Below are 12762 nucleotides of genomic sequence, written 5' to 3'. Positions count from 1 at the left end.
CAGTATTCACTTTTACTTTTCTAAATGGTTAAACTTGCATCCTTCTATCAATAAAAATCAGGTTTTGATTTATTTTCTGAACCAGATTCCCACAATCCAATACTTGCTCGAATGTCATTTCTTTTTCCTGTTATATTGTCCATTATAAATTGAGCAATAGCACGTCTCGTAATTTGAGCACCTAAAAATGGGTCTCCCTTAGAGCTTGCAATATAGTCCTTTCGGTTCCCATTATAGAGCCAAGTCATACGCATATAAGTGTAATCCAAATCACTGACTTCCAATGCTTCTACACCTCGATTATGCGCGACTGCCTCTCCCATCATGTGACTATTCCATGTAGCAAACGGTTCTGCAACTTCACCGTACACGCTAAGTACACCTGCTTGAATGATTCGTTTCACACCCGTTTTATGCATTGCATCAATCACAATTTCGGTTACTTTTTTATTATCAAAATTCATATAAATGATATCTTGGTTTTTCATAACATTAATCAAGTCAGTTAATTTTCCAGCGTCTCCAGAAACCTTTGTTACATTCGTATAGGGTAATTTAGCGGTATGGCGCCCAAATAAAGTCAAATGTAAACCAGGTTGCTCTTGCAAAAGCGGGATTAATACCTGTGGAATCTGACCGCCAGCACCAATAATTAGGATATTTTTGTTCATTTTTCTGTATCCAACATCCGATTCATAAACCATTCTACTTGTTGAGGTGCATCATGATCAAAGAACGCAGATTCTTTCATATCTAAAGCCGCTATCTTTTCAATATCTTCTTTTGAAAGCTCAAAATCAAAAATATCAATGTTTTCAGCCATTCGTTCGGGTCGAACTGATTTTGCTAAAGCAACAATCCCTCTTTGCATTAACCAACGTAATACAACTTGTCCTACTGTCTTTCCGTATTGTTTACCGATTTCTGTTAATACAGGATTAGTAAATAGTTCGTGACGACCTTCTGCAAATGGTGCCCAAGCTTCAACTTGTACACCATATTTTTTATGCCATTCCTGATCTTCAATTCGTTGATTCCAAGGATTCACTTCGATTTGATTGATTTGAGGTTTCACGTCATTCAACCCAATAAATTCGATCATTTTAGCTGATTTGAAATTTGAAATCCCAATGGCACGTAATTTTCCTGCTTTTTGAGCAGCAACCATTGACCGCCATGCACCATAAATATCTCCGTATGGTTGATGAATAAGATAAAGATCCAGATAATCCAACCCCATTACTTTAAGAGAATGTTCAATCGTTTCCGCAGCTTTTTCTTCTGGTGCTTGAAGAATAAACAATTTAGAAGTAACAAAAAGTTCTTCTCGAGTGACTAGGCCTTCATTGATGGCACGTTTGATTCCTTCACCTGTTTCTTTTTCATTTCCGTAAATAGAAGCTGTATCGATCAGACGGTATCCTGTTTTAATAGCTTGATAGACTGCTTCAGCTGTTTCCTCCAATGGAATTTGATAAACACCAAATCCTAATTGTGGCATTTCTACGCCATTGTTCAAAGTAATTGTTTGCATATTGTTTTCCTCCTCCATTTTTCTTTACATGTTCTATCCTAAACCTTGGAGTTAAGTCCATAGCAAGAAAAAATTTTTATTTTTTTCGTTCCCATAGTTTTTCGACTTTATCAGGCTCCAATGCACCTGCTTTAAATTTTGCGATGTGATCATCATATGTTTCTATCTTATAAATAAGTAAGTCTCGTACTTCCTGCATTTCCGCTAACTTTTTGTCTAATTCTTCTAATTGATCAGATAAAATTTGTTTCTGAGCTTTTTCTACATTCTGCGTTTCGCGTAATTGAGCCAATTGAGCAAACTCAATGAGTGATTCGATCGATAATCCCGCATTTCGTAAGTTTTTTGCTAGATAAATCCAATTAAGATCATTCGTAGTATAGTCCCGATAGCCGCTCTCATTGCGGTGAATAGGTGGTATGACACCAACCCGTTCATAATAGCGTAGTGTGTCTACACTCAAATCAAACATTTCCGCTGCTTTTTTAATATTCATCAAAATTAACCTCCACATCTTTTTATATAAGTATCATAAACCCTAAAGTGAACTCTAAGGCAAGTTATTTAAAAAATTTTATTCCTTGGTTTTCCATTTATTTATGTTATTATTCAAAACTAGAATCATACCAGATATATTTTTTTATTTCAAAATAAGTGTACAGAAAATCACGCGTTTCTGTACACAGTATTTTTTTATCTAGTTTTTAAATTTTTAACTCCTTTTCGTGTTCATAAACTCATATCAAAATCTATGTTCAAATATACTAGTTGATTAAAGTTATGTTACAATAGATTTTGTAAAGGAGTGATTTTTTTGAAAATAGGATACGCCCGGGTGTCTACTGGTTTACAAAATTTGGATTTACAAGAAGATAGCTTAAATAAATTCGGATGCGAAAAAATTTTTTCAGATCATATGAGTGGTGCAAAAAGTAATCGGCCAGGATTAGAAACAGCCATTGATTTTGTACGATCTGGAGATACACTTGTCGTTTGGCGTTTAGATCGTCTAGGAAGAAATATGGAAGACTTGATTTCAATCGTCAATCGCTTGAATGAACGAGGTGTTAGTTTTCATAGTGTTCAAGAAAATATAACAATGGATAAATCAAGTTCTACTGGACAGCTTATGTTCCATTTGTTTGCAGCATTTGCGGAATTTGAACGAAATCTAATTTTAGAAAGATCTGCGGCAGGACGAGCGGCAGCTAGAGCAAGAGGGCGATTTGGAGGTCGTCCTGAAAAATTAAAAGCACAAGACTTAGAATTACTAAAGACTCTAGTTGATAGTGGAACACCGATTAAAACCATTGCCGAACGTTGGAATGTTTCTCGAACAACGATTTATCGCTATTTAGATAAAATGGAGGAAAAAAGTGGAAAAACAAATGTTCACTAGTTTTTCAGATGTTATGGAGAATAAAAAGAAAATCATTCAATTGTTGGAAAATCCTTTGATTTCAGGATATGGAATAGAAAAAATGTCAAATGGTCGACTCTATTCAGCAAATTATCAAAGATACAAAAAACGCGTTGAAAAAGAAAATAAGCCAATGGTTATTTTTGATACGATGTCAGTAAAAGTGGAAAAACTATTATTAGAGTTGGCCGAAGAAGTATTGCGAGTTCAGCCTAAAACAAAACAAGAATATAGAGAAATGATTGCAAGATATAGTTTTAGAAACGGAGAGATTTAAGATGGTTGTTCGAAAAAAATATGATCACTGGGGAATAGAAATTACTACGTGGAATAAGACAAATGTAGTTGCATATGTTGCTTGTGATTGTGGGCAATTGGCTAGAAGAGAGCTGGGAAAATATAATCATTTTAAGTGTAGTAGCTGTAAAAAAGAATATAAATTAAGCAATGGTTCTTATATAGAAATAGGTGCGGGAAAGAATTAAAACACTTTTAAAAACCATCATGAATTAGATCAAAGTAGATAATTCATGATGGTTTTTATTGAAAATAAAAAGAAGAGGTACATTTGAATTCTTTTTATGATAAATATAAAAATATGAAAGAAGTGTGAACAGTGAATACAGTAGTTCCTCTAAAAGATAAACGGTCAATAAATAAAATGAAAAAAAGTTTGCGTAAAGGGAGATATGGTGAGCGAAATGTGCTTATATTTTCTATGGGAATTAATACAGCCTATCGTATTTCGGATTTGAGAAATCTAAAATTATCAGATGTAGCAATGATAGAAGAAAATAAAATAGTGATTAAGAATAGATTGTCTTTAAAAGAACAAAAAACAGGGAAGTACAATTCTGTTATATTATCAGACCAATTACGAGAAGAACTTGAGATTTATATCAATAAAAATTTTACAGAATATGTAAATAATGATGAGTTAGAGCATTATCTTTTTCCTAGTGGAAAAGGGATAGATAGACCAATGAATCGTCAAACATTATGGGCCATTTTAAACCGTGCAGCAAGTGAAAATGGAATCTCAAATATAGGTAGTCACTCTATGAGAAAGACATTTGGTTATTTTTTATATAAAAACAAAGTACCTATAGAAATTATTCAGGATTTATTAAATCATTCTTCCCAAAGAGATACATTAAGGTATATAGGGATTACACAAGAAGATAAAGATATAGCTGTTATGAGTTTAAACTTATAAAAATATAAAAGTACAAAACAGAAGAATAAAAACCATATTTACAATTTTTATTCTTCTGCTTTGTGGTTCTATGAATGTATATCACAATTTTTTTGTTTTTTATGAATAATAGAGTCTTAAAAAAATAGTAACAGTTTACAGGACTTTGAACTAAACAAATGAACTGTTATGAGTAAAAATAAAACATATTTTTTACTTTATGTTTGAAAGAAAACCAGTGAAAAAAGGGAGCCAAATTGAGAAAACCAGTATAATAATGCTTACTTTTTGAAGCGTTGTTAATTTTTTTCGCTCAGTTTTAAAACTAAAGAGTAATAAAATGCTACTGAAAAAGCTTATAAAACTTGAAAAAATGTATATGAAATCGGACATTTGTTACCTCCAAAATAGTGTTAAATTTTATTTTGAATGGAAAAAAACAAAAGAGTGAATTAGCTCTTGAATGATTAATTCACTATGTGTTCAACCTAAAAAAAATATAAAAGGTTTTTCAACAAAAATCAATAGTTTTTTTGTTAAAGAAAGAATTAAAATAGTCGATATTATTTTTTAGAGATAGGGTGTTAAAAAAGTTAGAATCTATAGGAAACTATTCATAAAAAAGGTTGAATACTTGTAAATAGGGATGATAAAATTCTTGGTAACAAGATTTCTTACATTCTTAATTCATGCTAGAATACTAGAGGCTTATAATTTGTAAACTTTTTAACTCCTACCTCTAGTTTTTGTGCATGAAAAGTAGTATTGTATTTTGAGTTCTAGTTAAAAACTAATACTAGATAATAGGAGATCTCATTTTTAAATAATTTATTATACAAAAAGAACTAGGTTATTTTTGATAAGTAACTTAGTTCTTTTTTAGTAAATAAAAATGGTTATTATAAACTATTTTTTTCTGAATATTAATATAAAAAAACACTAGGTAAATGAATAAAACCTAGTGTTTTTGTGGAGTATTAATGATGCATTTTTGAATAGACAAAGTATAACATGTTTAAATTAGAAGCAAAGTTCCATTTTAAGAGCTTTTATTCTGCCAATCGGAAAAAGAAACGTAAAATTTTATTTTCGCTTTTCGTAGTCAGCATATTTGTAGGGAAAATGGTTAATAGAAGCATAAGAATATTGATAGTAAAATCTAAAAATGTAACTAGAATATTGTTTCCTAATGTAATATTTTCTTTGCTTCCTTCTATGAAATCAAAATTATAAACATAGCTATAAGTTCCTTGAGCCATAAAAAGTATAAAAGCTAAAAGATACAGACAAAGAGTTCCCCAACCTGTCAAACCGACATCACGAATTCGACGGACATTTAAGGCTAAGCTTGGAATAATTATGAATAAGATAAAGATAGAGACTACAATTAGCAGCCGTTTTAAAGCCTCCGCAGAAGAAGAAACAAACATTGAAAAAAAGAAAAACATTCCTAAAATTAAAGTTATTATAGTTAATAGAATAAATGCAAGTATAACCCACCAATAACCTGCACGTGTTGTTTGTCCTTTAAAATCGAAATACCCTAAAAAAAAGTCTTTGATTGCTTGTTTAAAAGATACTTTACCTTTTTGTTCAATTTTAGTCAAAATAATCCCTCCTGAAATTAGATATTTTATCAAAAAAGATTTCACTATATTGTATTATGAGGTGCAACATTTTTTAAAAGGGTTGTAATTCTATTTTTCATTATATAAGTATACTTAAAAATATATAGAATATGAAAAATAACAGCAATAAGAATATCCACCCAAAAGACTGGTGTGTAATATTTAATTTCAATTTACAAATCGAAAAAAAGTTGTTTATAATGACAAGTTAGAAATTGTTTTAGTTTTTTTGTATAATTTTTCCTAAAGATAGAAAAAAACAATGAAAGAGACGTAAGAAACTACCCAAATAAGTTCAACTAAAATTAGTGAAAGTTTAAGTACAAATGAAACATCTACGTCTGTTGAAAAAACGCCTCTGTATAACAGATACAAGGGCGTATAGTGTAAGTAAATGTAGTTGTTTTAGAATTTTGGGAAAAACTCTATGGTAAAAGGTAAACATATACAACAAACAAGTACTATAATATTGATTTTTTGCATAGTAGTTAAGTCTTTCCAGCTTTCTTTAAATGTAAATAAAAGTAGAATGCTACTAAAAAAACCAATGAAGCTTAAAATAATGCGAACAGTGTCCATATTATCCCTCCTTAAATTTATTTACTAAGAGAATTTAACAAAATTTTGATTCTATTTCAATAAATGATAAATATAATGAGAAAATCCTAATAAAATGATAACAGCCTACAATATTTTTTTATTGAAAACTATACCTTCCCTTTTTTTAACCATAAAAGTATATTTTAGTTATTATATCTCTTTTGTTTTGATACTGAACTATTTAAACCAAAGTTGATCTAAAAATCCTGAAAATATAAAAAAACTAATACAAATGGCGTGGAAGGTTAAAAATATTGCAAGTGCGTGGGTCAATTTATTTGATGGAATTTTTTTTCTGTTTTTTTTCTTGAAACGTAACCAAGCATCTGTTAAGCAAATCAAAGTTGCATGATATACTCCGTACATAATGTAATACCAGGTTAAACCGTGCCATATCCCCATAATTAAAAATAAAACAAAATATCCAATATTTGAAGCTACAATTTTGCTTTTGAACATGTTCTTTTTCATTAAAAAGAACATTAGTCGCATATATACATAATCACGGAACCAAAAAGATAAAGTCGTGTGCCAACGATTCCAAAATTCTTTTATATTCCAACTTAAGAAAGGCTTATTAAAATTCATAGGAGTATCATACCCCATTAAATAACTTGTTCCTACTGCAAATAAACTGTATCCAGCAACATCAAAAAAAAGATATAAGCTATAAACATACATATAACCTAAAGCCCACAATGAAATACCATCTTGTGCTAAAGCAATTTCTTTAACATATTGTAAAAGTTCATATAAATAATAACTAATAATGAATTTGTATAAAAAGCCTAAAAATAAACAAAAAATACCTCTATCTAGAAAGTCTAAATATTTTTCTGTATTGGGCGGACTTGTTAAATCTTTTTCAAAACGCCGATATCTATCAATTGGACCAGAAGAGATTGTTGGAAAAAAAAGTAAAAATTGAATGTAATGCCATGGATAGTATTCTTTAATCAATCCATCGCGCAAGTCGATATTTACTTGGACAGCTTTAAATGTTAGATAAGATATTCCTAAAAAGCCTATTGGAGTTTTCTCTAGCATAAATGGAGAAATTTTTACTAAGATAAGTGGCAAAATATTTAGAAAAATGAAAAGATAAAATATTTTATTTTTATTCTTATTCTTTCGATAAGTAGCATAAGTCCATGTCAATAGTGTTTGATAGATAGTATATACAATTATAGTTATACCTTGTTGCCATCGATGACCACCAAAACTTATATAAAGAAAAAGTAAAGTTATTAATGTTTGATACCAAGACCATCTTTCTCCTTTAAACATTAATGTTAAGATTATTGGTATCAATGCTATAATCAATAATACAAAATAAAATGGGGTGTAATATGGTACCATATGAGGAAAATTCATCACTATATTTCCACCAGTCTTTCATAGTTTTTTTCATCTATTAATCATAGTTAATAAAAAAAATATTTCCATATATAAGTCTAACGATTTTCTTACATTGTTGTAACATTTAGTATATCTAAAAAAACAATAGTGAGAAAAGAAGAATATTATACTGAAACGATTGCTTTCAGTAGGGTTATAATTCTATTTTGCATTACATAAATATACTTAAAAAATAGTAATAAGAATATCAGCTCCAAAAATTGGAGTGTAAAAAGTAGTGTATTGAATTCTTTATAGAAACGAATCTTACAGTTCATTATTCTGCATCGTAACTAAAAATTCTCAATAAAAAATACACTATCAAAAAAATTGGTTGGAATAGTGTAAAATACTGTGATTTTTTTAATAAAATATACTTACCACTGAGTATATTTGAATAGGGTAATAGAAAATATGGTTGTTTGTCACTATATGGAGGTTGTTTATAACAACAGATGTAAAATTTAAATCAAAGTCAATAAAATAAATGTGTATTTATTTTTTTTATGATTGCAAATAAGTTAAAGAACTACAAATTGATATTGTTGTATAAGCTATTTATTAGGTAAAAAACAATGAAAGAGACACAAGAATTTTTTGTCTCTTTTGTAAACTAAAAAAGTTGTTATTCTATTATTCTTTTTTGTTTGATATGTAAGGGTTTAATTTATAAAAAAAGGTATTTTTTCATTTTTTTTATTTAATCCTATTGAAGAAAATATTATTTTTTTGTAATCTTTTACATAGAGATATTCCTTGCAAAAGAGACAAAAAATTCTTGAGTCTTTTTTCTGAAGATGAGAAATCACTTTAAGAGAAGTTGTAAAAATAGTAAAAGAGGAAAGGTGTTTATCTCGCATTGCATAGCAAAATTGGATAAAACTAAATTGCTTTTTAAAGGGATAAGTTAGTTTTATTATATAAAATTAAAGAGGGAGGAAGTGTGTTTGCAGCAGAATCAGAAATAGCTCTTACCTCTTCTTACCCCTTAAGAGAGGAGGTAATCAGCGTTGTAAGAAGTCAAATTTTTATAGCTGTTTAATCAAGCCTATAAGTTTAAAATTTTGTATGGTTTCAAAAAGTAATAGGGAGTGATAAGGGTTTGACTAAGAATAGAATGTATTGGTTAGTCATAAAAAATTTTTTCTTAGGAGTGTTTATCCTATTTATTCTGGGAGGAATGACAACAAGTGCACAAGAGTTGGATTATAAGAACACCTTGCCATATTATGGCTATAATGAAAACTCTGAAAATAATGGACAAGGCTATTTGAGAAAGACGGTTGCTGTTTTAGGTGTTGGAAATATATCTGATAATACGGCAATAAGCTCGGGGAATCAATCACAAAATGGCTCTTCTATTAGTGGTGGTTGGAAAGTAGGCCCAAATGATAAAGTAGTAATGGATTTGCATGTAGAAGGTATGTTATTGAAAAAAGAAATAAATAGAGTGAATTTTGAGTTTTATTATAATGATGTAATTGAGATTGATACAACTATTGCGCCACAAGTTGTTCTTCCAGATGGAAAATCACAGCCTTTAACTTGGGGAAAAGATGTAATATATAGTCCTGAAAATAAGAAAATTACAGCTTCATTGACTCCAGATCAGTTGTTAATGCCAGATAATAATTATAGTCCGGCGATAAGAATTCAGGGACAAATAAAAGAGTTTTCTATTGGAGATTACTCCCAAATTCCATTAAATTTGCGAATTACTACACAAGCAGCGGATGGGAATACGTATGTTTCTGGTGTAACAGGTTATTTTAGTTCTAAAAATCAGTTAACAGCACAAAAAACAGTGAAAAATTTAAGTGATACTTCTTCGGACAAATTTTACGAAGGAGACACTATTGAATATGTAAGTGAATTAAATAATACAGTAGCTAAACCTACTGTTGATGTAAAAAATATTACTGTTGAAGATGAATTACCAACAGGGTTTGAGTATGATCCTGATTCACTAGTTATTAGTAAAGTAGGAGTGACTGGGGAAGAAATCATCACAAATCAAGTAACAATGCATGAAAATTCAACGAAAAAAATCAGCTTTACATTAAATAGTTTGGAAGCAAACATGAAATTAATTGTAAAATACCAAGGGAAAATTTCTACAGGTATTACAGAGCTGACAAACACAGTAAAATTTATTGGGAGTCAACAAAATGTAGCAAATAATCCTATGATAGTAACCAATACTATTCAAGTAAATAAAGATTTGAGTAGTATTGAAGTAAAAGATTCTTCGATTTTTGTTGGAGATCCATGGAAGAAAGAAGATAATTTTGTTTCAGCGACTGACAGATCAGGAACTCCATTGACTGTTGATCAAATACAGGTAATTGGAAATGTCGATAATCAAAGGCCAGGAAAATATCCAATAACTTATAAAAATGGCAGCATTGAAAAAATTGCTACAGTTACTGTAAAAGGAAAACTGGAATTGAATGTTCCAAGTACTTTTGATTTTGGAATACATGAATTAGAAAAAGGAACAAGCTATTATGAGCCACGCTTTTCTGAAAATGAAGAATTTACTGTTATTGATAGACGAGGAAAAGGAAGTAAGTGGCAATTGACAGCTAAAATGAATTCTGTGTTAACAAATAATGAAGGAAAAGAACTTCCTAACAGTTTAATTTATAAAACAGAAAGTGATGAACAAATTATTACACAAAATTCTGCACAATTGATAGCAAGTAAAACAACTACTGAGTCGGAAGATAGCACAGATATAACAGTAAATTGGAATGCTCAAAAAGGAATCTTATTGAAAATTAAAACAGGTGAGGCTTCAATAGGAGAGTATACAGGAACAATTGAATGGACGTTAAACGATACGCCATAGAAAGGAATAGAAGCGATGAAAAAAGTCTATCAATGGTTGTTAATGGGTAGCTTAATGGTTTTGACTTTTTGTTTAGGCATTACTACTTATGCAGAGTCTAAAACGAGTCAAGCTGGAATTACTTTTACTGGTGATGGTTCGATTGAAGTCTCTGTAACTTTGCAAAAAAAGGATAAAGAAACAAAAGAAGTATTATCAGGAGCGACGTTTGAACTACGAGATGAAAAAGGAGCAGTAGTAGAAGTAGCTCAATCGATGACGACAGATGGAAAAGGAGAAATACACCTTACCCGATTGTTTCCAGGAAAATATACGTTTGTGGAAACAAAAAGCCCAAAGGGGTATCAACTAGATCAAACCCCAATCCCATTTGAAGTGGGATTTGATCAAACTTCTGTAAAGGTTACAGCTTATAATGAAAAAAGTAAAAAAACAGGTGGTACAACGCAATCAACAACACCTGTAGAGAGTACGAATAAAAATCAAAGTACAAGCAGTAAAGAGCCTGTAGCTCAAAAACAAGAAGTAGCTAAAAAAGCAAAAGGAAACCTTCCAAAAACAGGTGTCAAAATGTCATACGTTTGGATGATTCTAGGTATTCTTATTTTGGCAAGTGCTATTTATGGGATGTATCGGAAATATATAACAAAGTAGCTAAACAAGTGGAATAAACAAAATTTGAATTTTGTTTATATAAATAATTTTTTAAGAAAGAAGGAGAAAATTTATGAAATCAATGAAATTAACTAGTGCATTGACAGTGGCTATGATTGCAGGAGGGATTGGATTCTCTTCAATTTCTGCAGATGCAGTAGCACCACAACAAACTACAGGGAAAGTGACATTTACTGCAGGGGACTTAACGTTGGATAAAGTGCCAAGTTTTGATTTTGGTACACAACAAATTACGACACAAGATAAAGATTATGATGCGCAAGCACAAAGTGAAGTTCAGGTGACAGATTTACGTGGTTCTTCAGCTGGATGGACACTAACAGTTACAGCAGGGAAGTTGAAAGCTGGAGTAAAAGAATTAACAGGGGCTCAAGTTAGTCTAGCTAGTGGAGTAGTAGCTAATTCAAGTAATGAAACAGTCACAGCTTCAGATACGACTTTGACACCAGAACAGTCAGTGAAAGTGATGAATGCAGCAGCTGGAAACGGAAATGGAGTGACGACTGGGACTTGGCAAACAACAGGCGTGAAATTACACGTTCCAGGAACTTCAACAAAATCAGCAGAACAATATACTGCAGATTTAACTTGGACATTAACGGATGCGCCAGCATCATAAATAATAAAAGAAATAGAGGGAAGCAAATCGCTTCCCTTTTTTCAAAGAATAATGGGTGTATTTAACAGTGGGAAGAAAGTAAATGGAGTAAAGAAATATGTATGAAACAAGATGTATAAATGATGAAAAAATTCTTCAAGACAAGAACAAAATTAAAGAGACACGAATAGAATTATTATGTTTGATGGCATTAGATGATGAATGGCATAGAGATGAAACCAGTGAATTATATAAGAAAATTATGGCGTGTAGTGAAGAATTACGACGATTAACTTCTGATAAGAGAAAAATTCGTAGAATGAGTCAAGAAGAATATATGCGTTTACGAGCATTGGGGTATACACTTCATGAGATTGCGGATTATTATGGTGTCTCTGTATCTTATTTAAATAAATGGCGTCAGAACAAAGGGATAATCGTATAACTAATGAAAGAAGGGATGAACTGTGAAAAAAAGATGGCAACAAGTACGATCAATTATTCTTTCCTATCTTGCAACAATTATAGGATTACCTGTAATCTATTCTTTTTTGGATCAACAACTGCCTATATTTAGTGGCTTTACAGATACTTGGCGGCAGACAATTGTTTTTACATTTTGTGAAAATGGACAGACATTTATTTATTTTCTTGGATGTTATTTTTCCACATTAGAAATAATGGGATGTTTTTTTTTTTTAGCAGAAAAATTAAAAAATCAAAAAATCAAAAAATCAAAAGCCTTGAAAGTTGGTCACTTCTTTCCTATTATTTTTATATAATAGCTAATTTTTATTGCTATTCAGATAACAAAAATCGGTTAGATTGGTTGTAAATAAACTTAAAACTTTGGGTAAAAAGAA

The 12762-nt window shown here is 30.6% G+C and carries 14 protein-coding genes; 9 read left to right on the top strand and 5 right to left on the bottom strand.

The features are described from left to right. Positions 1–47: 47 nt before the first annotated feature. The 3 genes from IGJ04_RS03800 to IGJ04_RS03790 form a co-directional block, all read right to left on the bottom strand. Positions 48–671, bottom strand: coding sequence for an NAD(P)H-binding protein (locus tag IGJ04_RS03800; protein ID WP_202579687.1), 624 nt, complete (start codon positions 669–671; stop codon positions 48–50). Further along, positions 668–1534, bottom strand: a complete 867-nt coding sequence (locus IGJ04_RS03795; protein WP_202579686.1) for an aldo/keto reductase — start codon at positions 1532–1534, stop codon at positions 668–670. Before IGJ04_RS03795 ends, IGJ04_RS03800 begins: the two co-directional genes overlap by 4 nt. Positions 1535–1610: 76 nt before the next feature. Beyond that, complete coding sequence (locus IGJ04_RS03790) at positions 1611–2030, bottom strand: MerR family transcriptional regulator (protein WP_202579685.1); 420 nt, start codon at positions 2028–2030, stop codon at positions 1611–1613. A 318-nt stretch (positions 2031–2348) separates the two neighbouring features. Between IGJ04_RS03790 and IGJ04_RS03785 the strand changes: the two genes are divergently transcribed. The 4 genes from IGJ04_RS03785 to IGJ04_RS03770 all read left to right on the top strand — a co-directional run bounded on the left by IGJ04_RS03785 (position 2349) and on the right by IGJ04_RS03770 (position 4170). Next, entirely contained in the window at positions 2349–2933 is a 585-nt protein-coding gene (locus IGJ04_RS03785) for a recombinase family protein (protein ID WP_431449856.1), read from the top strand. A 13-nt stretch (positions 2934–2946) separates the two neighbouring features. Beyond that, the gene (locus tag IGJ04_RS03780; RefSeq protein WP_438840344.1) at positions 2947–3231 is read left to right on the top strand and encodes a hypothetical protein; all 285 of its coding nucleotides are present in this window, start codon (positions 2947–2949) and stop codon (positions 3229–3231) included. A 1-nt stretch (position 3232) separates the two neighbouring features. Further along, positions 3233–3439 (top strand): hypothetical protein, encoded by a 207-nt coding sequence (locus IGJ04_RS03775; RefSeq protein WP_010818055.1) that lies wholly within the window; start codon positions 3233–3235, stop codon positions 3437–3439. 131 nt (positions 3440–3570) lie between these two features. Then, positions 3571–4170 carry a tyrosine-type recombinase/integrase gene (locus IGJ04_RS03770; RefSeq protein WP_192411281.1) on the top strand — a complete coding sequence of 200 codons (600 nt, stop codon included), beginning with the start codon at positions 3571–3573 and terminating at the stop codon, positions 4168–4170. A gap of 1028 nt (positions 4171–5198) precedes the next feature. On the opposite strand, the gene IGJ04_RS03765 is transcribed toward IGJ04_RS03770, so the two are convergent. Both IGJ04_RS03765 and dltB read right to left on the bottom strand, forming a co-directional pair. Beyond that, entirely contained in the window at positions 5199–5756 is a 558-nt protein-coding gene (locus tag IGJ04_RS03765; protein WP_181034000.1) for a DUF805 domain-containing protein, read from the bottom strand. 798 nt (positions 5757–6554) lie between these two features. Further along, a complete protein-coding gene (gene dltB, locus IGJ04_RS03760) occupies positions 6555–7754 on the bottom strand; it encodes a D-alanyl-lipoteichoic acid biosynthesis protein DltB (RefSeq protein ID WP_181034001.1) in 1200 nt (399 codons plus the stop codon). A gap of 1201 nt (positions 7755–8955) precedes the next feature. Between dltB and IGJ04_RS03755 the strand changes: the two genes are divergently transcribed. The 5 genes from IGJ04_RS03755 (at position 8956) to IGJ04_RS03735 (ending at position 12681) form a co-directional block, all read left to right on the top strand. Then, positions 8956–10626 (top strand): bacterial Ig-like domain-containing protein, encoded by a 1671-nt coding sequence (locus IGJ04_RS03755; RefSeq protein ID WP_438839919.1) that lies wholly within the window; start codon positions 8956–8958, stop codon positions 10624–10626. A gap of 15 nt (positions 10627–10641) precedes the next feature. Next, positions 10642–11280 carry a SpaA isopeptide-forming pilin-related protein gene (locus IGJ04_RS03750; protein ID WP_202579640.1) on the top strand — a complete coding sequence of 213 codons (639 nt, stop codon included), beginning with the start codon at positions 10642–10644 and terminating at the stop codon, positions 11278–11280. Between the two features lie 73 nt (positions 11281–11353). Beyond that, positions 11354–11920 (top strand): WxL domain-containing protein, encoded by a 567-nt coding sequence (locus IGJ04_RS03745; protein ID WP_202579671.1) that lies wholly within the window; start codon positions 11354–11356, stop codon positions 11918–11920. A 97-nt stretch (positions 11921–12017) separates the two neighbouring features. After that, positions 12018–12344, top strand: coding sequence for a hypothetical protein (locus IGJ04_RS03740; protein ID WP_202579598.1), 327 nt, complete (start codon positions 12018–12020; stop codon positions 12342–12344). A 22-nt stretch (positions 12345–12366) separates the two neighbouring features. Continuing rightward, a complete protein-coding gene (locus tag IGJ04_RS03735; RefSeq protein ID WP_438839918.1) occupies positions 12367–12681 on the top strand; it encodes a hypothetical protein in 315 nt (104 codons plus the stop codon). Positions 12682–12762 lie beyond the last annotated feature (81 nt).

The organism is Enterococcus sp. AZ050 (genome assembly GCF_051715085.1).
Lineage (GTDB): Bacteria > Bacillota > Bacilli > Lactobacillales > Enterococcaceae > Enterococcus > Enterococcus faecalis.
The sequence above is the reverse complement of the archived record's forward strand: the minus strand, read 5'-3'. Positions and strand labels throughout refer to the sequence as shown.